Below are 24262 nucleotides of genomic sequence, written 5' to 3' on the forward strand. Positions count from 1 at the left end.
GCGTAATTGTCAGTCCCCAAATTAGCGCGCATCGTGGCTCTCGCAAAGATCGATATCGGCGCGGCGGCGATGAACGAGCGACCGCTTCGGCTCGCATTGGGTCTCTGCATTGAAATCCTGCGGCGGTTGCCGGCGCGGACCGGGCGCACGCGCGCCGGAATAACCGTGGAAAACAAAGGGAGGGAGCGGTGCGAAGCGTGAGGAGAGGAATTCGACTTGTCATTTTTCTGTCGGCGGCAATCGTCACGGGCGCGGCCTGTGCGGAGAACGGAGGCGGCAACGCGGAAGTCTTTGCGAAGCTCCCTCAGTCGGTCGGCAACATTGCGTTTACGCCGGACAATCAGCTGATCTTCAGTCACCATCCATTCTTCAGTCCCGACGTTCGTGTGGCGCGGCTGACATCGCCGACGACGTTCGAGCCGTTTCCAAATGCGGAATGGAATACGCCACGAAAAGGCACCGATCAGTACCTCGATAACGTCCTGGGTCTTCGTTCCGACGAAAGCGGTGTCGTGTGGATCATCGACATGGATTCCGGACGCAGATCACGCCGAAGCTGGTCGGCTGGAACACGCGCACGAACAGGCTGGAGCGCATCCACTACATGCCCGAGCCCGTGACCGTGAAAGGCTCGCAGCCGCAGGACATCGTGATCGACCAGAAGAACCGGAAATTCTACATCGCCGACGAAAACATCGGGCCCGGCGGCGATGGCTCTCACGCTGCGATCATCGTCATCGACATGGATACGGGTGCCGCCCGGCACGTGCTGGACGGCGATCGATCCACCGTCCCTGAAAATGTGCCGATCACCGTGGATGGCAATGATCTGACCGTGCCTGGCAAGGACGGCAAGCCTTCGCTCATTAAGGTCGGCTGCGACGGCATCACGATGGATGCCAGGTCCGAATGGGTCTATTTCGCGCCACTCAGCGGCCGGTCGCTGTACCGCATCAAGGCCACCGACCTCGGCAACGAGAAGCTGCCCGCCGAAGAGCTGAGCGCGCGGGTGGAACGCTACTCGGACAAACCGAACAATGGCGGCCTGTCGATCGACTATGCGGGCAACATCTACCTGACTGCGGTCGAGACCAAATCGATTGGAGTCATAGAGGCCGACCGGAAGTTTCGCACTTATTTGAGCGATCCGGACATGGTGTGGCCGGACGGGATTACTGCCTCTCCCGACGGGTACATGTACGTGTCCGCGTCTCAGGTCTCCGCAGCCGCCATGTTCCATGGCGGCAAGGCCGAAAACAAGACGCCGTATCTGATCTATCGGTTCAAGCCGATCGCGGCAGGCTATATCTCACGCTGACGGCGGGAGCGACGACCCCGGCAAGGGCAGCCGGGGTCGAAAACTGTCTCAGCGCTCTTCGCTCGTGGCGTTGGCGCTCGCCAGCCGCTTGACGCGCGGCGACAGCACCGACATCTGCGCGGGCGAGGCGGGCATGCCGGCGACGATCATCGCGGGCGCAGCCGACTGCTCCTCGACTCCGGCGCCGCCGAGAACCTGCACTTGCGTCGTCGAAATCGGAAACGACTTCACTTCGTAAGAGGGAAGCTCGCTGGCAAATGCACCGGCCGAGCTCACAATCATGGCGCCGGCAACGGCAATCATCGAAAGAACGCGCATTGGAAAATCTCCGTGGAAGATGGCAATCGGAGGTTTGGTCGCGGCGATACCGCGCCAGGTTCGCTTGTGTGCGAACATTCGACCGCCGCCGGCGGATCTATTTGATATCGTGATGCGACAGGACGAAACGCGGAAGAAGTTTTCCGCGCCAATGTTTCCGGACGGTTTCGCCAAAGGGCTAGAAGCGGCTCGTCAGCCCGTTTGCAGATCGGGGTGCGGCGATCTGGTCGTCGCGGTGGCCTCGGGAAAGCGCAAGCTCATCGTCGTGCCGCGGCCCGGCGCGGAGGAGATGACCAGCTCTCCGCCGTGCGCGGCCATGATCTCGCGGACGATCGACAGGCCGAGGCCGGCGCCGTCGCCCGCGCTGTTGCCGGTCTGAAATGGCTCGAGCAGCCTGTGCTCCGCACCGTCGGGCAGGCCCGCGCCGTCATCGTCGATCGAGATGTCGCCGCGGCTAACCGTCGCAACGATGCGCCGCGCACCATGGGCGTGGATGAGCGCGTTGCCGACGAGATTGGCAAGCGCACTGCGTACCGCGGCGTCGACGCCTTGCACCAGGAACGGACCTTCTTCGGCGTGTTCCAGCGCAAGCTCTATGCCGGCGTCCAGCGCCGAGGGGCTGAAATCGGCGAGCACGTCCAGCGTGATCTCGGCAAGATCAATCGGTCGCTTCTCGATCGCATGATTTTGCAATCGCGCCAGGTCGAGCATGGCGGAGACCAGCGACGTCAGGCGGCGGACGTCGCGCACCAATTCCGCCCTCAGCGCCGGCTCGGGCACGTCCTCGATTTTCGCGCGCAGCAGCGTGAGCGGCGTGCGTAGCTGATGGGCGGCGTTGCCGAGAAAGCGGCGTTGCATCCTGATGTAGGCGTCGATCTCGCCGAAGGCGCGGTTCAGTGCTGCGACCAGCGGCTTCAGCTCGGTGGGGACTTCGGACAGGGATATCAGGCCCTGCGGGGCCGATGGGTCGATCGCGAGCGCGCGATGCGCCACCCGTTCGATGCCGCGCGAGACGAAACGTGCGGCTAGCATCGAGCCGATGGCAACCGTCGCCGCAAAGGCCAGCGCCAGCGTGATGATCCCGAAAATGCTGCGGGCAAGGAAGTTCCTGGCAATCCGGCCGAAGCGGACCTGGGGGGCGCCGACCATCATCGTAAGCTGCAACGGGCCCCGTTGCGCGACGGCGAGACAGAAGGTGCTCTTCTGGTCGAGCGTGCTGAAGACGGACGAGCCGATCGGCCCGTGATAGGGAAACGCGAAGGGGAGGGCGGGCCGGCGTTCGCTCCCGTATTCGCTGACCAGATCGCCAGCGGACACGACGTACCAGAGGTTCGGGCTGTCCGTCCTGAGCTCCTCGAGGGCGGGAGTCGGACGTACCGTCAGGTTCTGCCCTTCGATCACCGTGGCGCGATCGAGAACGGCGACCACAACGCGGCAAGCCCTGAACTCGCGTTCCTCCATCGCGTAGCGCCAGATGAAGACACCGAGCATGATCAGGAAGATCGTCGTCGCGGCGATGCCAAGCGACAGCGCAAACGTTCGGGCAATCGACGTCATCGCGGTGTTGCCAGCCGCAGGATGTAGCCGATGCCCCGCATGCTGCGGATCTCGACATCGCCGCCGAGCTCGGTCAGTTTCTTCCGCAAGCGCTAGACCTGCGCTTCGAGCGTGTTGGATTCGATCTCGTCGTCGAAGCCGTAGATCTCCTCGATCAGGGCGGCGCGGGTGATGACGCGGTCGCGGCGCATCAGGAGCGCTCCGAGGATCAGCGCCTCGCGCCGGCGCAGCAGGATTTTCGTGTCGGCGACCACCGCTTCGTTGCTGCCGAGATGCAGCTCGATATTGCCGAGCGACAGCACCGAGGGCGCGAGCTGCCGGGGCCGCCGCAACACGGCGCGCACCCGCGCAATGAGCTCCTGCGGCTCGAACGGCTTGCCGAGATAGTCGTCGGCGCCGCCATTGAGACCGTCGACGACATCCTCCTTGGGTCCTTGGAGGTCAGCATGATGATCGCGGGACGGTCCGCCGATCGGCTCAGCGCCGTCACCACCTGGAGCGCATCTCCATCGGGCAGCATCCGGTCGATGATCGCGAGATCATATTTGAAATTGTCCAGCGCCTGACGGGCATCGGCAATCGAGCCGACGACGTCGACAATGCCGTGCAATTGTCCGAGCAGGCGGCTGACATAGGCGCCGATCTGCGGTTCGTCTTCGATTACGAGGGAGCGCACGCGGGTCGTCCTTGACTCTGCTGGGGCAACAAAACCCTGAGCGTGACGCTCCCTGGCCGAAGTCTGGCGTTCCGGCTCGTGCGCAGGGTTCCCATTAAGGCAGCGAGCTTGGCGAATAAAAGGCAGGAACGCGGGCGCCGACCGGCTCTAGCGCTCAAAGTTTGCGAGCGTGAGCGCGGCCCGGCAATGTTCGGGCAACATTGATCCGGCGGCGCGCCCGGCATGCGCCGCGAATGGATCGGGGCGCTGTCTGCCCCTTGCAATCTTGGGGCAATTTTGCCGGACCACATGCTGTGGCTCCTAACCACACGAGTCGACCAGGCCAGCAAGGCCGGTCCGGGGCCCTGTAAATGAAGCATTTTGACGAAGCCGCTCTCGATCCTGCGGCGAGAGCGCAGCAGACCTTGCTGACCGCCTTCCTCGCCGCGTTCGGCGCAATCCTGGCAATCCCGCAGTCGGCATCGGCGCAGACGGCGTTCACGTTGCCAGCCCCGCCGTTCGACGTGCCGATGCTGCCGTCACCTTCCGGCAACTGGACCGTCATGGTCGGCATCGGCGGAGAGTACACGCCGGATTTCGTCGGATCGAAGAACGGGAAGCTCATGCCGATCCCGATCTTCTCCATTCGCCGTGCCGGATCGGTCGACCAGTTTCGCGGGCCCCGCGACAGCGCCAGTATCGCGCTGTTCGACGTCGGAAATTTTCGCGCGGGCCCTGCGTTCAAATACGTCGGGTCGCGCAAGAGCGATAAATATGCCGAGCTGACCGGCCTTGGCGACGTCAAGGCCGCATACGAGCTCGGCGGGTTCGTCGAATATTTCCCGGTCGACTGGCTGCGCCTGCGCAGTGAATTGCGCCAGGGCATGGGCGGAAATACCGGCACGGTCGCCGATGTCTCCGCCGACGTCATCGTGCCGCTGATCCAAAGGCTCACGATCTCGGCCGGCCCGCGCTTCACCTGGAAAAGCACCAAGGCGACTGCGCCCTATTTCGGCGTCGACGCCGTGCAGTCCGTGGCGTCCGGGCTGCCGATGTACGATGCCAGAGGCGGTGCGCATTCGGTCGGCTTCGGCGGCCAGATCTCCTATCGCATCAATCCGCAGTGGGAAGTCCATGCCTATGTCGAGTACGAGAAGCTGCTGGGCGACGCCGCAGACAGCCCGCTCGTGAAGCTGCGGGGATCGTCGAACCAGACGACGATCGGCCTCGGTGCGTCCTATTCATTCGATTTCAGGATTCGATAGGTCACCATGCGCCGCATTGCTTTTCTATGGGTTGGCCTGGCGATCGCTTGCATCGCCCTCGGCGCGGCCGCGGCGTTCGAGACGCGCGCGACTCGGCTCCAGGCAATCAAGACCGTCGGCATCGTCTCGGCCATCGGCGAGGAGATGAGCCTGACGCAAGCCGGCCTGATCGCGCTCGGCAACGCCAGGCAAAGCCTCTCGATCAGCGCTTGGGGTCTGGACGAGCTGATCGTCCAGCAGGCGACGAAACTGCTCGGCGGACGCTTTCGCGTGCAGGCGGTGAGCTACCGACGCGCCGCGTTTGCCGCGATCAGGGATTCGGCGGTTGCGCCCGTCAATCTCCTGCGCAGCGATCCGTTCAAGGAGCTGGTTCGCAGCGATGTCGCGCCCCAGGGGTTGGATGCGTACATCGTCATCACCCGGGCCAGATCGAAGCTCGGCAACGGCCGCAACGTCGAGGGCATCGGGCTCGCCCAATATCGGACGCTGCTTGCGGATTACGGCCTGATCCACGCGCTCTACGAGGTGCGCGTGATCGACGGCAAGTCGTTCGACGTGATCGAGAAGCGGGCGGCCGCGCCGCTCGACAACACGGGGACCATGCGGCTCGCCGGACCCAGCGGACCGATCGACGCGACGTTCGAGGGGCCCGCTGCGAGCGAACGGCTACGCGCGGCGATCACGGATCTCATCACGCGCAGCTTGCCCGTCACGCTGGGCGACATGCACCTGATCGACGGTCAGTGAGGCCGGTTGGCCCGGCTTCTAAAGCGCGATGAGATTGGTATGAATCGTCATCGCGCTTTAGGTTATTGTTTGAGCATGATCTTTCGGAAAACCGCTTTGCACTTTTCCGGATCATGCTCAGGTCACCGGCGCCGGATTGAACAGCGTGAGGTCGTTGTGGATGCCCCAACGGTCCGACCACGGCTTCGTGCGGCCGCTGGCGACATCGAGGATCAGGCGGAACAGGTCCCAGCCGGTTTCCTCGATGGTCTTCTCGCCGGTGGCGATGCTGCCGGCATCGAAATCGATCAGGTCCTTCCAGCGGCGCGCGAGCTCGGTGCGGGTCGCAACCTTGATCACAGGCGCAGCCGCAAGACCGTAGGGTGTGCCGCGGCCGGTGGTGAACACCTGCAGCGTCATGCCGGAGGCGAGCTGGAGCGTGCCGCAGATGAAGTCGGACGCGGGCGTCGCCGCAAATAGCATGCCCTTCTGCGTCGCCCTCTCGCCGGGCGAGAGCACGCCGGTGATGGCAGACGAGCCGGACTTGACGATCGAGCCGAGTGACTTTTCGACGATGTTGGCGAGGCCGCCCTTCTTGTTGCCGGGCGTGGTGTTGGCGCTGCGATCGGCGCCGCCGCGGGCGAGATAAGAGTCGTACCAGGCCATCTCGCGCACCAGCGCGCGGCCGACATCCTCGTTGATGGCGCGGCGGGTGAGGAGCTGGATCGCGTCGCGGACTTCGGTGACCTCGGAGAACATCACGGTCGCGCCGGCACGCACCAGCAGGTCCGCGGCAAAGCCCAGCGCGGGGTTCGCGGTGACGCCGGAGAAGGCGTCGCTGCCGCCGCATTGCAGGCCGATGACGAGGTCGGCGGCCGGGCAGGTCTCACGGGTGCGGGTGTTGAGGATCTTCAGGCGGGCTTCGGCCTGGGTCATGATCGCATCGACGATGGCGCCAAAGCCGTCGAAGGCTTCGTCCTGCATGCGCACGATGGCATCGCTGACGCCCTCCGGCACCAGTCGCTCGGGCGCGAGCTTTTCGCAGCCGAGGCTGATGACCAGGATCTCGCCGCCGAAATTCGGGTTCTGCGCGATGTTCTGCAGCGTGCGGATCGGAACGACCGCATCGGGGGCATTGATGGCGACGCCGCAGCCATAGGCGTGCGTCAGCGGCACGACGTCGTCGACGTTCGGGTATTTCGGCAGCAGCTCGGCGCGGATGCGCTTCACGGCGTATTCCATCGTGCCCTTGACGCATTGCACGGAGGAGGAGATGCCGAGGATGTTCTTGGTGCCGACCGAGCCGTCGGTGTTGCGAAAGCCTTCGAAGGTGAAGCCTTCGAGCGGCGGCAGCGGCGCGGGGACGGCGGTCGAGATTTCCAGCTTGTCGAGGGCAGGGGCCTCCGGCATGCGGATGCGCGCTTCGTCGACCCATTCGCCGGCCAGGATCGGCGACAACGCGTGGCCGATCACCTCGCCGTAGCGGATAATCGGCTGATCTTGCGCGATATCGACCAGTGCCGTCTTGTGCCCCTGCGGCACGAAGGCGCGCAGCGTCAGCCCGCTGGCGAAGCGGGAGCCGGCGGGAAGCCCGAAATCATTGACCACGATCGCGACATTGTCGCGCTCGTTGAGCTTGATGTAGCGGGGCTGCTCTTTCGCTGCGACGTCCTGGTCCATGGGAGGACTCCGAAAGTGTAGGGTGGGTTAGCGTAGCGTAACCCACCAATGTCTTCATCCGCGGAGGCAGAAGAGGTGGGTTACGCCAGCGGACCGCGCGTTGCGCAGCCGCGGGCTAACCCACCCTACGATCGTGGCCTATCAACCCGGATAGGTATAGGCGGTCTTCACCGTGGTATAGAACTCGCGCGCATAGGAGCCCTGCTCGCGGGCGCCGTAGCTTGAACCCTTCCGGCCGCCGAACGGCACGTGATAGTCGACGCCGGCGGTCGGCAGATTGACCATCACCATGCCGGACTCGCTGTTGCGCTTGTAGTGCGAGGCGTATTTCAGGCTGCTCGTGCAGATGCCCGAGGCGAGGCCGAACTCGGTGTCGTTGGAGATCGCCAGCGCTTCCTCGTAGTTCTTGGCGCGGATGACGGCGGCGACGGGGCCAAAAATCTCCTCACGCGCGATGCGCATATTGTTGTTGGCCTCGGTGAACAGCGCCGGCTGGAGGTAATGGCCGGGCGTCTCGCGCTTGAGCAGCTCGCCGCCGAAGGCGAGCTTTGCGCCTTCGTCCTGGCCGATCTTGATGTAGCGCAGATCCTGGTCGAGCTGGCTCTGGTCGACCACCGGGCCGATATGCACGCCGGCCTTGAGCGCGTCGTCCACCGACAGGCCCTTCAGGCGCTCGGCCACCGCCGCGACGAAGCGATCGTGGATGCCTTCGGTGACGATCAGGCGGGAGGAGGCGGTGCAGCGCTGGCCGGTCGAGAAATAGGCGCCGTTGACGGCGACCTCGACGGCGGTCTTCAGGTCGGCATCGTCGAGCACGACCAGCGGATTCTTGCCGCCCATCTCGAGCTGGAACTTCTTCATCGGGTTCGACAGCACGCAGGCCTGCGCGATCTTGCGGCCGGTCTGCACCGAACCGGTGAAGGAGATCGCGGCCACATCCGGATGGTCGAGCAGGGTCTGGCCGACGACGGAGCCGGAGCCGACCACGAGGTTGAACACGCCGGCCGGAATGCCGGAGCGGGTGATGATCTCGGACAGCGCATGTCCCGAGCCCGGCACCAGCTCGGCCGGCTTGAACACCACCGTGTTGCCGTAGCAGAGCGCGGGCGCGATCTTCCAGGCGGGGATCGCGATCGGGAAATTCCAGGGCGTGATCATGCCGACGACGCCGACGGGCTCACGGGTGAGCTCGACGTCGAGGCCGGGACGGACGGAGGCGCCCTTCTCGCCGATTAGGCGCAGCGCTTCGCCGGCGAAGAACGCAAAGATCTGGCCGGCGCGCGCGACCTCGCCGATGCCCTCGGGGAGCGTCTTGCCTTCCTCGCGGGCGAGCAGGCGGCCGAGCTCTTCCTTGCGGGCGAGGATTTCGAGAGAAATCTTGTTCAGCGCGTCATAGCGCACCTGCGGCGTCGACTGCGCCCAGGCCGGGAAGGCGGCCTTGGCTGCCGCGATCGCCTTCTCGGTCTGCGCCTTGTCGGCCTTGGCGTACTCGCCGACGAGGTCGTTGGTGTTGGAGGGGTTGATGTTCTTGGTGACGCCGGAGCCGTCGACCCATTCGCCGCCGATGAAGTTCTTCAGGATCGCAGTCATGTAGTCCTCCGAGATTTTCTTAACGCACGAGGCAGGGACGCTTGTCGTCAAAGGTCCAGCCGGGGATCAGGTCCTGCATGGCAGTAGCGTCATCGCGGGCGCCGAGTCCATGCTTCTTGTAAAGCTCATGCGCGGTTTCGATGGCCGGGCGGTCGATTTCGATGCCGAGGCCCGGCCGCTCGGGCACGGCGATCTTGCCGCCCTTGATCTGGAGCGGCTCCTTGGTCAGCGCCTGGCCGTCCTGCCAGATCCAGTGGGTATCGATCGCGGTGACCTTGCCGGGCGCGGCGGCGCCGACATGGGTGAACATCGCGAGCGAAATGTCAAAGTGATTGTTGGAGTGCGAGCCCCAGGTCAGGCCGTTGTCGCGGCAGGTCTGGGCGACGCGCACCGAGCCCTGCATGGTCCAGAAGTGGGGGTCGGCCAGCGGAATGTCCACCGCCCCCAAGCGTAGTGCATGGGAGAGCTGGCGCCAGTCGGTCGCGATCATGTTGGTCGCGGTCGGCAGGCCCGTGGCACGGCGGAACTCGGCCATGATCTCGCGACCCGAGAAGCCGGCTTCGGCGCCGCAGGGATCCTCTGCATAGGCCAGGATGCCGTGCATGTCCTTGCAGAGGCTGATCGCCTCGTCGAGCGACCATGCGCCGTTGGGATCGAGCGTGACGCGTGCGCTGGGGAAGCGCTTTGCGATGGCGGTGACGGCCTCGATCTCCTGCTCGCCGCGGAGCACGCCGCCCTTGAGCTTGAAGTCCGCGAAGCCATAATGGTCGTGGGTGGCTTCCGCGAGCCGCACCACGGTCTCCGGCGTCATCGCCTCCTGGTGGCGCAGGTTGAACCATTCGGGCTTGCCGGTCTCGCCGCTGACGTAGTCAAGCTTGCTCTTGCGCCGGTCGCCGACGAAGAAGAGATAGCCGAGCGTCTCGACGCTCTTGCGCTGCTGGCCTTCGCCGAGCAGTGCGGCGACGGGCAGGTTGAGGTGCTGGCCGAGCAGGTCGAGCAGTGCGGACTCGATCGCCGTGACCGCATGGATCATCACGCGCAGGTCGAACGTCTGCTTGCCGCGGCCGCCGGCATCTCGGTCGGCGAACGCCGTGCGGACGTCGGCAAGGATGTTGTTCATCGCGCCGACGGTCTTGCCGATCACGAGATCGCGGGCATCCTGGAGCGTCTGCCAGATCTTTTGCCCGCCCGGTACCTCGCCGACGCCGGTGTGTCCGGAATTGTCGGTGAGGATGACGATGTTGCGGGTGAAGAACGGCGCGTGCGCGCCGCTCAGATTGAGGAGCATGCTGTCGCGGCCCGCGACCGGGATCACCTGCATCGATGTGACGACCGGTGCGCCGGAGACCTCAGTCTGGGCCATCGCACGCTCCTCCCTGTTGTTGTCTGTTATTCTGCAGCTTGTTGTGACGATCGGATGGCGGGGAGATTCTTCACCAGCGCGGTCAGCTCCGCAACCTCCTGCTCGGTGAGATCGGTCAGCGGCGGGCGGACCGGGCCGGAATCGCGGCCGATCACCTTCATGCCGGCCTTGATGATCGAGACCGCATAGCCCTTCTTGCGGTTGCGGATTGCGATCAGCGGCAGGATGAAGTTCTTCAGGCCGGCATGGATCGTCTCATGGTCGCGCTTGCGCACCGCGGCGTAGAAGTTGGTGGCGAATTCTGGAACGAAGTTGAACACGGCCGAGGAATAGGTCGTCACGCCCATGTCGAGATAGGGCAGCGCGAAGGTTTCCGCGGTCGGCAGGCCGCCGATATAGGTGAGGCGGTCGCCGAGCTTGGTGTAGACGCGGGTCATCAGCTCGATGTCGCCGATGCCGTCCTTGTAGCCGACGAGGTTCGGGCAGCGCTCGGCGAGGCGCGCCAGCGTATCGGGCTGCAGGATGGCGTTGTCGCGGTTGTAGACGATGACGCCGATCTTCACGGCGGCGCACACGGCTTCCACGTGGGCGGCAAGGCCGTCCTGCTCGGAATGGGTCAGATAGGGCGGCAGCAGCAACAGGCCGTCGGCGCCGGCCTTTTCCGCGCCGATCGCGATCTCGCGCGCGGTGGCGGTGCCGTAGCCGGTGCCGGCGAGCACGGGCACGCGGCCCTTGGTCTCGTCGACGGCGATCTTGACCACCTGCGGAACCTCGGTCGGCGTCAGCGAGAAGAACTCGCCGGTGCCGCCGGCGGCGAACAGGCCGGCAACGTCATAGCCGCACAGCCAGTCCATGTTGGCGCGGTAGGTCGCCTCATCGAACGAATAGTCCGCCTTGAAGGGCGTGACGGGGAAGGACAGGAGGCCCGATCCGATCTTCTGGGCCATTTCCTGCGGGGTCATCTTGCTCATGGGCGCTGCTCCCTTAATTGCGTGTTGTGGAGGACGCGGGCCGAAGCCTGCGCGTCCATGCGCCGTTGTTTAGGAGACCGTTCGATGCGCGTCCAAGCCAAAGCCTATATCGACCGATGCGGATTGAGCATCAATCGTCCGCTACCTCCGCGGAGGACAATTCGCCTGCGATTTTGACCAGAGCGGAGAGCAGCGGGTTCTCGTCGTCGCGGCGCCAGACCATGAACAGCTCGACGGGGACGCGGGTGCGCAGCTTCAACGGCCGCAGTCGCACGTCGGCGATCTTCAGGCTCGCAGCCGCGGCCGGCACGATGGCAAGGCCGAGGCCGGCGCGGACCATGGCGAGGATCGAATGGATCTGGCTCAGATGCTGCACATAGCGCGGCAGCACGTCGGCGCGGGTGAACAGCGCCACCAGCAGATCGTGGAAATATCGGCTCTCATAGGGCGAGTACATCACGAAGGGCTGGTCGTCGAAATCCTTGATGGTGATGGTCTCGGCATTCGCCAGCGGATGCTTCTTCGGGATCGCGGCGAGCAGGGGCTCGGCGACGACACGGCGGCTGGCCACTTCGGGGCGCGCGATCGGCGGCCGCAACAGCCCGGCGTCGATCTGGCCGGAGCTGAGCGCCTCGAACTGATCACCGGACACCATCTCCTTCAGCGAGAAATCGACCTCGGGCAGCTTGGCGCGGCAGGCGGCGACGAGCTCCGGGAGGAAGCCGTAGGCGGCAGCCGCCGTGAAGCCGATTTTCAGCGAGCCGGTTTTGCCGAGCGCGATGCGGCGGGCGACTTGCGAGGCGCTTTCCGCAAGCTTCAGGATGCGCCTTGCCTCGGGCAGGAAGCTGCGCCCCGCCGGCGTCAGGCGCACCGAGCGGCTGGTGCGCTCCAGCAGCGGCGCGTCGATGATGTGCTCGAGCACCTGGATCTGCCGCGACAGCGGTGGCTGGGTCATGTTCAGTCGCGCGGCGGCGCGGCCGAAATGCAGTTCTTCGGCCACCGTGACGAAACAGCGGAGCTGGTTGAGGTCGAACATCGATACATGCCTTAGATGGATAAGGCGTTTCCCCGGCACTTCTAGCATCGATCATCCCCAAAACAAAGACGGCGGCTGAGGAGCCGCCGTTGAGTTGCCTGGTCAAGCTCCCGCGGGAGCCCTCAGGAGGAACGTTTGAGCACCACCCGCTCGATCTTGCCGACCACCACGAGATAGGCGAACGCGGCCACCAGCGCATTGGCGCCGACGAACAGCAGTGCGCCGTTGAATGAGCCGGTCGCGGCCAGGATGTAGCCGATCACGATCGGGGTGCTGATCGAGGAGAGGTTGCCGAAGGTGTTGAACAGGCCGCCGGAGACGCCGCCGGCTTCCTTGGGCGAGGTGTCGGAGACGACCGCCCAGCCGAGTGCGCCGATGCCCTTGCCGAAGAAGGCGAGCGCCATGAAGCCGACCACCAGCGCCTGTCCGTCGACATAGTTGCAGGCGATGATCGACATCGACAGCAGCATGCCGCCGACGATCGGGATCTTGCGCGCCATGGTGAGCGAGCCGGTCTTGCGGAGAATGGCGTCGGAGATGACGCCGCCGAGCACGCCGCCGATGAAGCCGCACAGCGCGGGCAGCGTCGCGACGAAGCCGGCTTGCAGGATCGACAGGCCGCGCTCCTTGACGAGGTAGACCGGGAACCAGGTCAGGAAGAAATAGGTCAGCGTGTTGATGCAGTACTGGCCGAGATAGACGCCGAGCATCATGCGGTTGGAGAGCAACTGGCGGATGTGATCCCACCCGGAGCCGGACTCGGGCGCACGCTCCTGCACCAGATCGTTTTTGGGCGCGTCGAGATCGACCAGCGCGCCGCCTTCCTTGATGTAATCGAACTCGGCCTCGTTGATGCCGGGATGCTCCTTCGGGCCGTAGACGGTCTTGATCCAGACCAGGCCCATGATGACGCCGAGCCCACCCATCACGAAGAATACGAAGCGCCAGCCGTAATCATGCGCGATCCAGCCCATTAGCGGCGCGAAGATCACGGTGGCGAAATACTGTCCCGAATTGAAGAAGGCCGATGCGGTGCCGCGCTCATTGCCGGGAAACCAGGCGGCGACGATGCGGGCGTTGGCGGGGAACGAGGGCGCTTCCGCGACGCCGACAAGGAGGCGAAGTGCGAACAGCACGATGATGGCGGCGCCGGCGCTGAGGAAGCCGACCCAGCCCTGCATCATCGTGAACAGCGACCAGACGATGATGCTGAAGGCATAGACGAGGCGCGAGCCGTAGCGGTCGAGCAGCCAGCCGCCCGGCACCTGCGCCGCGACATAGGACCAGCCGAAGGCCGAGAAGATCCAGCCCATGGCGACGGGATCGAGATGCAGCTCTTTCGAGAGTGCGGGGCCCGCGATCGACAGGGTGGCGCGGTCGGCATAGTTCACGGTCGTGACCAGGAACAACATGGTCACGATGAACAGCCTGACGCGAGACCTCCTCACGTCCGCTGCGGACGACACCACTGCGCTCATCACGCGCCTCCTTAGAACTCGAAATGTTTCCTCTCTGCGACTCCTAGAGGCGCGCGCGGCAAAGTGTCCAAGTTCAAGGGAGTATCGATCGATGCCGTTTTTGGATCGATGGAACGGCAGGTGCGGGGAACGATCACGAGGTGACGAGAATGTGCGATCGTGATGCGCGAGGTCGTGCTCCGCACACCACTGTCATTCGCCGCGAAAGCGGGGAATCCAGTACGCCGCAGCCTCTCGATTCAATCACCGCTGTCACGGAGTACTGGATCGCCAGCCTTCGCGGGCGATGACACCGAGTATGTGGGAGCAGTGTCGTGCTATTGCTGCGTGCCCAGCAGCGGCGCCAACAGTCCGCGTGTCACGCCGGGCGGCACGGCATCGAGGCCGAGCACGCTGCTCGCGGCCGGCAGTGCGGCGTCCGCCATCGCGGCGTGGCCTTCCGCGCTTGGATGCACGGCGCCGCCGTAGACGGCGGAGAGCACGCCCCAGGTGGCGTCGTGGATGTCGCTCGGCTGGCTCGCCGCCGGCAGGCCTTGCGGATAGGTCATCGCGGCAAAATAGCTGTCGTTGGCATCGCGGATCCAGCGCGCGCGCGGCAGGTAGGCGCGATACTCCGAGGCGCCGCGGCCGCACAGCATCGGCTGGCTCGCCGCGCTCACGATATCGGGATTGAAGCTCTGGCCGTTCTCGGCGAAACACGTGCGGTCGAATTCGGGATCGTTGCCCGCATGGGCGCAGAAGCCGTGATCGGCGAACACCGCCTGGTGCGAGTCCACGAAGGTCATGCGATCGGCTTCGGGATCGCGGCACAGTGCGCCGCGCGTGCAGGTGGCGAGCCCCTTCAGCTGCGGCAGGAATTCGGTGTCGACGAAGGTCGAGACGCGGGCCAGGCGCTGCGGATCGGCGTTGAAGGACGGATGGATGTCGAACCCGGCGCGGCCGCCGCGGCAGGGCACGCCGCCATCGGCGAGCGCGGGATTGGCGTAGGAGACATAGACCACGTGCGAGAGGTCGCCGCTGACGAGCGGCTTGAGCGCCTCGCGCAGCTTGGCGAAATTCTGCGGCAGCTCGCGCGCCAGCGCATCGCGGGAATCGTCGACGCTCGCCATCACGCCGGAGCGGCGGAACAGCGCGCGCTCGGTCGCGGTGTCGACGATGACGTCGGCGACGAGGCCGGAGAAGTAGACATCGTTCGCGCCGACCGAGAGCAGCACGAGGTCAAGCGTGCGGTCGGGCTGGCGCTTTTTCGCCGCGGTGAGCGCCTCGCGCAGCTCGGCGACCTGGGCGTTCACGCTGGTGTTGCAGACGCCGGTCTTGCCGGGCGGGCATTCGCGGGCGCGCTGCGAGCCCAGCAGCCCGTCGCCGATGCTGGCGCCGGTGCAGGCGAGCGGCAGAAAGGTCACCGCGATGTGGGTGTAGCGCACCGCGAGCGCGAGAGCCGTGCGGGCCTGGTAGCTGTAGAGCGAGCGGTGGCAGGGCGAGTTGAACCAGAGCGCGCCGTAATGTTGCCAGTTGGCGAGGGTGTCGGGTGCCTCGCAGGCGCGGCCACCTTTATAGCCGGCGCGGCTCGGCCGGTAGTACTGCGCACCGGCGGTACCGAGATAGGAGCGGAAGCAGAAGCCCTCGTCCGACAGCGCCAACGGCCGGTCCGGGTTGCCTTCGCCGGAGCCGATGCTGTCGCCGAGCCCGGCGACGAAGATGTCGCGGACCTGAATCTCGGCCTGGACGCGCTGGGTCGGATCGGAGCCGGAGGAGACGTCGACGCTGGCGACCGTCTGCTTGCCGTAGCGGACCCGCAGGTTGATCGGCTCGGCGCAATCGAAAGTCGAGGTCTGCGGCCCGTCGCCGTCGTCGAACGACCAGGCGCAGGTGGCGCCGACCGGCACTGCGCCGGTCAGGCGCACGGTCACCGGATGGTCGGTCGGGGTGAGGTAATTCTCTTTGACGTTGTCGCGGGTGCAGGGCTGGTTGACCCGGCCCTGGAGGTCGATGCAGAGCCGGTTGACCATGTTGCGGGCCCAGCCGCGGCCCTCGCTCTGGAGCTCCAGCGACTGCTCGGCGGCGAGGATGCTGCGGTTACGCGCGTTCTCGACATGGAGCTGGAAGTCGCGCTCCTCGCGGAACAGGCGGAAGCGGTTGCGCACCTCCCAGGATATTTGCATCGCACCGGCGTCCTGCGCGGCGGCGCGCTCGAGCGGCAAAGACGTCAGAATCCCGGCAAGCAGCAGGAGGCCTGCGGGAAGGGTACGAAAGGAAAAAGGGATCATGGCCCGCGTGTTCAACGGCAAAGTTGAGGCGGAAATAAGAGAGCATTGCTGCGCCGCCCGCAACCTCTGTCTGACGGTCGCCCGCCCGCCTTACCGCTTGCTGGCCTGTCGCAACGACCGCTCGCGTTCCATCGCTGCTACCTGCTTGGGCAGGTTGCCTTGCGCGCAGGCCTCGGCCAGCCGCCGCCGCTCCTGCCAGGGCTCCACCACGTTCATCCAGAGCTCGCGCGCGCCCATGATGGAGATGGCGAGGCCGAACGGGATCACGAAATAGAGGATGCGGAAGACCAGCAGGGTCGCCAGAAGCTGCTCGCGGCCGAATTCGGGCAGCGCGACCAGCATGGCGACATCAAACACGCCGATCGAGCCGGGCGCGTGGCTGGCAAAGCCGATCAGCGTCGCCAGGATGAACACCACCGCCAGCGACATGAAGTCGATCGACGGATTGGCCGGCATCAGCAGGTACATCGCCGTCGCACAGAAGCCGAGATCGACCACGCCGATCAGGATCTGGACCAGCGTCAGCGGCGCCGAGGGCAGCACCACCTTCCAGCCCTTCTGGCCGAGCTCGCGGCGCTTCTCGCCCATGCAGAGCCAGACCAGATAGGCGCCGATCGAGGCGAGGCCGCCGAGCCCGATCAGCCGGTTGATCGACGACGGCAGTTGATCCATCGATGAGGCGGCATCCGGATGGATGACCATGCCGATCGAGAGCACGAAGATGTTACCGAGCCAGAAGGTCAGGCCTGACAGGAAACAGATCTTCGCGACGTCGATCGCGTTCAGCCCGTAGTCCGAATAGATCCGGAAGCGGATCGCGCCGCCGGTAAAAACGGTGGCGCCGATGTTGTGGCCGATCGAATAGGACGTGAAGCTGGAGAGTGCTGCGATGCGATAGGGCACATGTTTCTTGCCGATCGTTCGCAGTGCAAAATAATCGTAGAAGGTCAGCGTACAGAACGCGAAGACGACGCAGATCGCCGCCAGACCGATATTCCCGCGGGGAATCTCGGTCAACGCGGTCAGGATGACGCCGGTATCGATGTCCTTGAGGGTGCGCGCAAGCGTGGTGATCGCGAAGGCGATGATGAAGACGCTCGCAGCAACACCGAGCCGTCGCCAGCCGATCCATCTCTTGAAGCCGCGCTTCAGCGCGGGCAGCAGTCCGTGCATTCATCCTCCCGGCGGGGGGCAAGACCGATCGGCCAGACATTGGCCGGTCGGGTGCGATCACTGCCCGAAATGGGCTTCGACCGCTAGGCATGATGTAGCTCATTTAAGGCAAAAACAGCGACTTGTGCAGCCCTTGACAACAATAGGTTCTGCGTTCGACCGATAGGTTCTGCGGTGGACCGCCGCTTTTGTCATATGTGGTTCATATCGGGCGCGCGTTAAGCATATGAGTCGAGGCACTTGCCTGGAACGCGCGTCCGCATCTTGACATGATTTCGTGTCCGCCCGTAGTCGGCATTGTTCCAGCGCAAGCGATGCGAGCTTTTTTGGAACGTCGGTACTGCGCGCTGGTTAGCGCTCCATCAGCAATCGAACATGGCGGAATCATCGGCTTTTCGTGCGAGCCGACGCCTCCGTGTTCCCGAAACCGCGAGGATCGGAACGATGGGACTGTTCACAAAAGACATCAAGACCATGAACGACCTGTTCGTGCACCAGCTACAGGACATCTATTATGCCGAGCAGCAGCTCACCAAGGCGCTGCCGAAAATGGCAGATAAGGCTACCGATCCGCAGCTGAAGCAGGGCTTTTTGACGCACCTCGAAGAAACCAAGCAGCACGTCAAGCGGCTCGAGGAAGTATTCAAGATGCACGGCGCGCAGGTGAAGGCGGTCGACTGCCCGGCCATCGACGGCCTCATCGAGGAAGCCGACGAGACCGCCGGTGAAGTCGCCGACAAGGCGGTGCTGGACGCCGCCCTGATCAACGCGGCCCAGGCCGCCGAGCATTACGAGATCGTCCGCTACGGCAGCCTGGTCGCCTGGGCCAAGCAGCTCGGCCGCAACGACTGCGCCACCGTGCTCGCCAAGACGCTGGAAGAAGAGAAGGCGACCGACAGGAAGCTGACCGCGCTCGCCGAGAGCAAGGTGAACCTGCGCGCGGCGAGCTAGGACCGGGCGTAGCTGCGAAAAAGGCGTCGCGCGGTCATCCGCGCGGCGTTCGCATTTGACGCATCCATAATTCGATCATTGTCGAAGCATGAATGCGGGCTGGAAGCGTATGTTTCGCAAGGGGCTGCAACCGAGGCGGCAGCATGCGAGCCAGCACCATCAAATATGAACCCCTCGACGGCGGAGCCGCTGCGCAGCGTGCCGGCTCGCGCTTTGCGACATCCCTCACGCTTGCCGCGCTGAGCCTCGGCTATGGCGTGGTCCAGCTCGACGTCACCATCGTCAACACCGCTCTGGATGCGATGGGAAAATCGCTCGGCGGCGGCGTCGCCGAGCTGCAATGGGTGGTCAGCGCCTATACCATCGCCTTTGCCGCTTTCATTTTGACCGCCGGTGCGCTCGGCGATCGCATCGGCGCCAAGCGCATCTTCATGGCGGGGTTCGCCATCTTCACCGCGGCCTCGCTCGCCTGCGCGATGTCGCCCAATGCGGTCGTGCTGATCGCAGCGCGGCTGGTGCAGGGGCTGGCGGCGGCGATCCTGGTGCCGAATTCCCTGGCGCTGCTCAATCATGCCTATGTGGACGCCCGCGCGCGTGGCCGCGCCGTGGCGGTCTGGGCCGCCGGAGCGAGCCTGGCGCTCACTGCCGGTCCCTTCGTCGGCGGCGCACTGATCACGCTGGTCGGCTGGCGCGCGATCTTCCTGGTCAACCTGCCGATCGGTCTTACCGGCTTGTGGCTGAGCTGGCGCTACGCCAGCGAGACCACGCGGTCGCGCGCGCGCGAGATCGATCTGCCCGGCCAGCTCGCCGCGATCGCTGCGTTGGGCACGCTTGCCGGCGCGATCATCGAAGCTGGCGCGCTCGGCTGGAGCCATCCAGCCGTGATCGCAGCATTCGTTGCCTCAGCCGCATTCGCGGTGCTCTTCGTCTGGCGCGAGAGCCGCACCGTGCAGCCGATGCTGCCGCTGTCGCTGTTCCGTCACCGGCTGTTTACCCTGACCACGATCGTCGGCCTCTTCGTCAACATCGCGATCTACGGCCTGATCTTCGTGCTGAGCCTGTATTTCCAGAGGATCAACGGGCTGTCGGCCTGGTGGACCGGGCTCGCCTTCGTGCCGATGATGGGGGCGGTGCTGCCCGTCAACCTGCTGGCGCCGCGTCTGGCCGAGCGCATCGGCTCATGCCCGACCATCGTGGTCGGCGCCTGTATCTCGGCACTCGGCTGTCTCGGGCTGCTCTGGACCGAAGCCGGGACCAGCTACTGGGCGATCTTTGCGCAGATGATCGCGATCAGCGGCGGACTTGGCCTGCTGGTGCCGCCGCTGACCTCCAGCTTGCTCGGCAGCATCGACAAGGCGCGCTCCGGCATCGCCGCCGGCGTCCTGAACGCGACGCGGCAGACCGGCAGCGTGCTCGGCGTCGCGCTATTCGGCTCGCTGGTGGCCTCGGACAGTGCATTCATGACGGGCCTTCACCAGTCGCTAATCATATCGGCGGCCGTCCTGCTGCTCGCCGCCGCCGTGATCGGCCTCGGCGCAATTGCACCTGACGCAAAGGCGCAAGGCCGCTCAATGTGAGCGATCCCACACATTCTCTGTTCACCATTCCCGAAACCGGCGCATAGCCGGTTACCGACTGTCCATCTCTGCCGGCTCTAGTGCGATTGGAATAGGGGCCGGCAATGTATCAAGTACTTTACTGCCTGACGGATCAGCATGATTGGCGTCTGGTCGCACTTGGCGGAGCGGTGTGTCTGCTCGCCAGCGCGGCGGCGATCAGCCTGTTCCACCGCGCGCGTGCGGCGCGCGGGGGAGCTCGCGTATCGTGGGTCGCGCTTGATGCCGTCGTCGCCGGCGGCGGCATCTGGGCAACCCATTTCATCGCGATGCAGGCTTACGGTCCTGGTGCGGGCGGCGCTTACAACATTCCGTTGACGGTCCTGTCGCTGATCTTCGCGATCGCGGTCACCTTCATCGGGCTGAGCATCTCGGTGTCGGTGACGCGGGCGGGCCTGGTTGCGCTCGGTGGCGCCGTCGTTGGTGGCGGCGTTGCCGCCATGCATTACACCGGCATGATGGCGCTCGAGATTCCCGCGCACATCGGCTGGACGACCGGCACAGTGACGGTCTCGATCATCCTCGGCATCGTTCTCGGGTCGCTTGCCATGGTCGTTGCAGGGCGGCGCGACAGCCTTGCCGGCGCGCTCGGCGCGACGGTGCTGCTGACGCTTGCCATCGTCTCGCATCATTTCACCGCCATGGGCGCCGTGGAGCTGACGCCGGATCCTGCGGTCGTGATCAGCGGCCTGTCGATCCCGCCGGCCTCATTGTCGATCCTCACCGCCAGCGCCGCCGCTGCGATCATCGCGATTGCGCTCGCGGCGGCTCTGCTCGACCGCCGCGCCAAGGGCGAACTGGGACGCCAGCAAGTCGTGCTGGATACCGCGCTCGAGAACATGTCGCAGGGACTGTGCATGTTCGATGCGGACGGCAAGATCCAGCTCTTCAACGAGCGCTACGCAGCGTTGCTCGGCCGCACCGACATTCCGCTCGCCGGCCGCCTGCTCGTCGACGTGTTGCGGGAAGAGCAGGCCAAGGGCCAATGGCAGGGCGATGCGGGCGAATTCTTCGCACGCCTCGTGGCCGACGCGCGCGAGGGCCGCACGACCAGCCAGGTCGTCGCCCGGTTCGGTCGCTCCATCCGCGTCGTCAACCAGCCGATGCAGGGCGGCGGCTGGGTCGCGACTTTCGAGGACATCACCGAATGGCTGGAGGCGCAGGCCAAGATCTCGCACATGGCGCGCCATGACGCGCTGACCAATCTGCCGAACCGCGTGCTGTTCCACGAGCAGCTCGAGCAGGGACTGGGCCGGGCGAAGTCGGGCGACCAGCTCGCGGTGCTGTGCCTCGATCTCGATCACTTCAAGGACATCAACGACTCGCTCGGCCATCCCATCGGCGATGCGCTGCTCAAGGAAGTCGGTCGCAGGCTGAAGGCCACTGTCGGCGCGAGCGACACCGTCGCGCGGCTCGGTGGCGACGAGTTCGCCGTGGTCCAGATCGGGCGCTCCGAGGAAGCCGCGGCGCGAGCCCTTGCCGGCCGCCTCGTCGAGGTGATCTCCGCGCCTTACGAGATCGACGACCATCAGATCGTGATCGGCGTCTCGATCGGCATCTCGCTGTCGCCGCAGGACAGCGACAATCCGGACGAGCTGTTGAAGAACGCCGACCTCGCGCTGTACCGCGCCAAGGCGGACGGCCGCGGTACCTATCGTTTCTTCGAGACCGGCATGGATGCGCGCGCGCAGGCGCGGCGGCTGCTGGAGATGGACTTGCGGGCAGCGTTGCTGCGCGACGAGTTCGAGGCGTACTACCAGCCGATCCGCGACGTCGCCAGCGGCCGCGTCGTCGCCTTCGAGGCGCTGCTGCGCTGGAACCATCCGCAGCGTGGCCTGATCGCCCCCATCAACTTCATCCCGGTGGCCGAGGAGACCGGCCTCATCGTCCAGCTCGGCGAGTTCGTGCTGCGCAGCGCCTGCAGTGACGCCGCCACCTGGCCGGACGATGTCGATGTCGCCGTCAACCTGTCGCCGGTGCAGTTCAAGAGCCCGAACCTGATCGCATCCGTGACCGATGCGCTTGCAGCCTCAGGGCTCGCGGCGCGGCGGCTCGAGCTCGAGATCACCGAATCGGTGCTGCTCCAGAACAGCGAGGCGACGCTGACCACCCTGCACGAGCTGCGCGCCATGGGCGTGCGGATCTCGCTCGACGATTTCGGTACCGGCTATTCGTCGCTGAGCTACCTGCGCAGCTTCCCATTCGACAAGATCAAGATCGACCGCTCCTTCGTGTCGGAGCTTGCGACGCGCGAGGATTCCATGGCGATCATCCGCGCCGTGACCGGCCTCGGGCGCAGCCTCGGCATCGTCACCACGGCGGAAGGCGTCGAGAACGACGCGCAGCTCGAGCTGCTGCGGCGCGAGGGCTGCACCCAGGCGCAGGGCTATCTTTTCAGCAAGCCGCGGCCCGCATCCGATGTCGCGTTGATGCTGAACCGGCCGCGGCTGCTCGCCTCGGCCTGATGTCTAGCCGCGGCGCAGCGCGAAATGCGCGCCGCAAAACGCCATCACGGCGCCAAGACATAGCGCGGCCAGCCCGGCGAGCACGCCCGAGACGGACGGGATCGGGCTCGGCGCCGCGGCCACCTGGCCCGCACCGGCAAGCAGCAGCACGCCGACCGCGATCAGGAATTGCCGCATCCGCTGCGGGATCTGCCCGGAGACGGCGCTCTGCATCAATGTCGCCGTGAAATAGCCGCCGGAGAAACCCACCGTGGCAATCAGCCACCAGGCGATCGCTGCGCCCGCGGGTATGAATTCATGCGAGTCGGAATGCCAGAGCCCGCCGAGGTCGAGCCCGTAGCGCGCACCCAGCATGTGCACCGCGAGCGCGAGCAGCACGCCGGAGATCACGGCGGCACCGAGAATCAGGCGGCGCGGAAAAAAGGTCGTCTCAGCCATGCCCCGCTTGTAGGATGGGCGAGGGCGATCGCGCAAGCCGATCGCAGGCAGGATTGCGCGGACGGGATTGATTGTGGGGATGCAGGTTTCGGGAGCGCAAGGCCCGTCGGTCACGAGCTACGCCTACAAGGCGTCGCTGATCGGCTCGGCGCATCGTTTCGAGCTGACGGACGAGGGCCTGTCCTGGCACATCGCCGGGCGCTCCGGCCTGTGGCGCTATGACGAGATCTCGGCGATCCGGCTGTCGTTTCGCCCGGTGTCGATGCAGCAGCACCGCTTTCGCGCCGATGTCAGCCACACCGGCGGCGGCCGCGTCAGGATCCTGTCGACGAGCTGGCAGACCGCGGCGCTGATGGCGCCGCAGGACAACGGTTTTCGCGATTTCATCATCGAACTGCACGCACGTATGGCGCAAGCCGGCAGCCGCGCCGAATTGACCGCAGGCCTCGGCCGCAAGACCTATGCGGCGGTGCTGGCCTTCCTGGCGGTGCTGACGGTGGCGATGACGGGGCTTCTGATCCGCGCGCTCATGATCGGGGAGTTCGCCGGCGCCCTGTTCATCATCGGCTTTGCCGCGCTGTTCGCCTGGCAGGTCGGCGGCTTCGTGCGGCGCAACCAGCCGCACAGCTACAGTTTCGATCGTGTGCCGAAGGCGTTGCTGCCTTAGGTGCAATCGGCCGCAATCAAACGTGACTTCGTGCTCCTGCGCCGGTGTCGCATCGTGCCGTCATGCCAACCATGGATCGCAACAGGCGCCAGCCTACAGCGGATGAGATCGTCGAAATCAACCGTACGCATCTGATCGATACGCCGCTGCGGCCGGCCGATCTGTTGTTCATGTTCGGCACCCGCGAGGACGTTGGCTTGCGCGCCGACACCGCCGCGAGGCTGTGGCGCGAGGGCCTTTTCCGCAGGTCGATTGTCAGCGGTGGTGTGACGCCGGGCTCGGAGCAATCTGAGTGCACCATCATCAAGGCAGCGATGGTCGAGGCCGGCATTCCTGCGGACCTCATCCTCGAGGAACATCGCGCGATGAACACCGGCGAGAACGTGACTTTCTCGCTGCCGATCATTGATGCGGCGCTGGGGCTGCAAGACATCCGGAGCGTGATCTGCCTCGGCAACACCTGGACGGCGCGCCGCTACCCGATGACGCTGCATCGGCACTGGCCTGAAGTCGAGAAGATGCTGCTCACCGTCGACAGCTTTGCGACACCGCGCGCGCTCTGGCACACCGATGTCGAGTTTCGCCGGCGTGTCCTGCACGAATGGGACAAGATCGAGCCGTACAAGGCGAAGGGCTTTATCGCGGAATGGCCGGCGGCCTGAGCGGCGAAGGGCCGGATCTTTGTCGCGACGCGTTTTCGAACCGGTATCACTTCGCTCGCAACGCTC

Annotated in this window: 21 protein-coding genes and 1 pseudogene; 9 read left to right on the plus strand and 13 right to left on the minus strand. The window is 65.3% G+C overall.

Annotated elements, in window-relative coordinates; translation table 11 throughout:
• Positions 1–188: 188 nt before the first annotated feature.
• Positions 189–620 carry a hypothetical protein gene (locus ACVJ5M_RS17035; RefSeq protein ID WP_354099827.1) on the plus strand — a complete coding sequence of 144 codons (432 nt, stop codon included), beginning with the start codon at positions 189–191 and terminating at the stop codon, positions 618–620.
• A complete protein-coding gene (locus ACVJ5M_RS17040) occupies positions 605–1318 on the plus strand; it encodes an L-dopachrome tautomerase-related protein (RefSeq protein ID WP_456679632.1) in 714 nt (237 codons plus the stop codon). Before ACVJ5M_RS17035 ends, ACVJ5M_RS17040 begins: the two co-directional genes overlap by 16 nt.
• A gap of 48 nt (positions 1319–1366) precedes the next feature.
• Here the strand turns inward: ACVJ5M_RS17040 and ACVJ5M_RS17045 are convergent, their stop codons facing one another.
• From ACVJ5M_RS17045 to ACVJ5M_RS17060, 4 genes and pseudogenes are all read right to left on the minus strand, one after another.
• Complete coding sequence (locus tag ACVJ5M_RS17045; protein WP_244623136.1) at positions 1367–1636, minus strand: hypothetical protein; 270 nt, start codon at positions 1634–1636, stop codon at positions 1367–1369.
• A gap of 192 nt (positions 1637–1828) precedes the next feature.
• On the minus strand, positions 1829–3193 hold the full coding sequence (locus tag ACVJ5M_RS17050) for a sensor histidine kinase (RefSeq protein ID WP_354099790.1): 1365 nt from the start codon (positions 3191–3193) through the stop codon (positions 1829–1831).
• A 92-nt stretch (positions 3194–3285) separates the two neighbouring features.
• Positions 3286–3528: a winged helix-turn-helix domain-containing protein gene (locus tag ACVJ5M_RS17055; RefSeq protein ID WP_354099789.1), complete on the minus strand. Its 243-nt coding sequence runs from the start codon at positions 3526–3528 to the stop codon at positions 3286–3288.
• Positions 3529–3671: 143 nt separating this feature from the next.
• Positions 3672–3869, minus strand: a pseudogene (locus ACVJ5M_RS17060) (response regulator); the annotation flags it as partial.
• A gap of 350 nt (positions 3870–4219) precedes the next feature.
• On the opposite strand from ACVJ5M_RS17060, the gene ACVJ5M_RS17065 reads away from it, so the two are divergent.
• Together ACVJ5M_RS17065 and ACVJ5M_RS17070 are read left to right on the plus strand one after the other, a co-directional pair.
• Positions 4220–5113 (plus strand): MipA/OmpV family protein, encoded by an 894-nt coding sequence (locus ACVJ5M_RS17065; RefSeq protein ID WP_354099788.1) that lies wholly within the window; start codon positions 4220–4222, stop codon positions 5111–5113.
• Between the two features lie 6 nt (positions 5114–5119).
• The gene (locus ACVJ5M_RS17070; protein ID WP_231142325.1) at positions 5120–5860 is read left to right on the plus strand and encodes a hypothetical protein; all 741 of its coding nucleotides are present in this window, start codon (positions 5120–5122) and stop codon (positions 5858–5860) included.
• Between the two features lie 117 nt (positions 5861–5977).
• On the opposite strand, the gene garD is transcribed toward ACVJ5M_RS17070, so the two are convergent.
• The 8 genes from garD to ACVJ5M_RS17110 form a co-directional block, all read right to left on the minus strand.
• Entirely contained in the window at positions 5978–7519 is a 1542-nt protein-coding gene (gene garD / locus ACVJ5M_RS17075) for a galactarate dehydratase (RefSeq protein WP_135214562.1), read from the minus strand.
• A 141-nt stretch (positions 7520–7660) separates the two neighbouring features.
• Positions 7661–9109 carry an aldehyde dehydrogenase family protein gene (locus tag ACVJ5M_RS17080; protein ID WP_063982243.1) on the minus strand — a complete coding sequence of 483 codons (1449 nt, stop codon included), beginning with the start codon at positions 9107–9109 and terminating at the stop codon, positions 7661–7663.
• Between the two features lie 19 nt (positions 9110–9128).
• A complete protein-coding gene (gene gudD / locus ACVJ5M_RS17085) occupies positions 9129–10472 on the minus strand; it encodes a glucarate dehydratase (RefSeq protein ID WP_456679363.1) in 1344 nt (447 codons plus the stop codon).
• A gap of 26 nt (positions 10473–10498) precedes the next feature.
• The gene (gene kdgD, locus ACVJ5M_RS17090; RefSeq protein WP_038952797.1) at positions 10499–11443 is read right to left on the minus strand and encodes a 5-dehydro-4-deoxyglucarate dehydratase; all 945 of its coding nucleotides are present in this window, start codon (positions 11441–11443) and stop codon (positions 10499–10501) included.
• 130 nt (positions 11444–11573) lie between these two features.
• Positions 11574–12479, minus strand: a complete 906-nt coding sequence (locus tag ACVJ5M_RS17095; RefSeq protein WP_354099787.1) for a LysR substrate-binding domain-containing protein — start codon at positions 12477–12479, stop codon at positions 11574–11576.
• Positions 12480–12601: 122 nt separating this feature from the next.
• Entirely contained in the window at positions 12602–13957 is a 1356-nt protein-coding gene (locus ACVJ5M_RS17100; protein ID WP_063982247.1) for an MFS transporter, read from the minus strand.
• A gap of 317 nt (positions 13958–14274) precedes the next feature.
• Positions 14275–16224 (minus strand): SGNH/GDSL hydrolase family protein, encoded by a 1950-nt coding sequence (locus tag ACVJ5M_RS17105; protein ID WP_063982248.1) that lies wholly within the window; start codon positions 16222–16224, stop codon positions 14275–14277.
• 90 nt (positions 16225–16314) lie between these two features.
• Positions 16315–17397 carry a lysylphosphatidylglycerol synthase transmembrane domain-containing protein gene (locus ACVJ5M_RS17110; protein WP_063982249.1) on the minus strand — a complete coding sequence of 361 codons (1083 nt, stop codon included), beginning with the start codon at positions 17395–17397 and terminating at the stop codon, positions 16315–16317.
• A gap of 444 nt (positions 17398–17841) precedes the next feature.
• Between ACVJ5M_RS17110 and ACVJ5M_RS17115 the strand changes: the two genes are divergently transcribed.
• From ACVJ5M_RS17115 to ACVJ5M_RS17125, 3 genes are all read left to right on the plus strand, one after another.
• Positions 17842–18348: a YciE/YciF ferroxidase family protein gene (locus ACVJ5M_RS17115; RefSeq protein WP_354099786.1), complete on the plus strand. Its 507-nt coding sequence runs from the start codon at positions 17842–17844 to the stop codon at positions 18346–18348.
• A gap of 143 nt (positions 18349–18491) precedes the next feature.
• Positions 18492–19925: an MFS transporter gene (locus ACVJ5M_RS17120; protein ID WP_354076058.1), complete on the plus strand. Its 1434-nt coding sequence runs from the start codon at positions 18492–18494 to the stop codon at positions 19923–19925.
• 104 nt (positions 19926–20029) lie between these two features.
• The gene (locus ACVJ5M_RS17125) at positions 20030–22429 is read left to right on the plus strand and encodes a bifunctional diguanylate cyclase/phosphodiesterase (RefSeq protein WP_063982252.1); all 2400 of its coding nucleotides are present in this window, start codon (positions 20030–20032) and stop codon (positions 22427–22429) included.
• 3 nt (positions 22430–22432) lie between these two features.
• Here ACVJ5M_RS17125 and ACVJ5M_RS17130 read toward each other — a convergent pair whose 3' ends face one another.
• Positions 22433–22867 carry a hypothetical protein gene (locus tag ACVJ5M_RS17130; RefSeq protein ID WP_063982253.1) on the minus strand — a complete coding sequence of 145 codons (435 nt, stop codon included), beginning with the start codon at positions 22865–22867 and terminating at the stop codon, positions 22433–22435.
• A 79-nt stretch (positions 22868–22946) separates the two neighbouring features.
• Here ACVJ5M_RS17130 and ACVJ5M_RS17135 point away from each other — a divergent pair, with 79 nt between their 5' ends.
• A complete protein-coding gene (locus ACVJ5M_RS17135) occupies positions 22947–23534 on the plus strand; it encodes a hypothetical protein (RefSeq protein WP_063982254.1) in 588 nt (195 codons plus the stop codon).
• Positions 23535–23596: 62 nt separating this feature from the next.
• Complete coding sequence (locus ACVJ5M_RS17140) at positions 23597–24196, plus strand: YdcF family protein (RefSeq protein WP_354076062.1); 600 nt, start codon at positions 23597–23599, stop codon at positions 24194–24196.
• Positions 24197–24262 lie beyond the last annotated feature (66 nt).

It is taken from the genome of Bradyrhizobium sp. S3.7.6 (assembly GCF_054061875.1).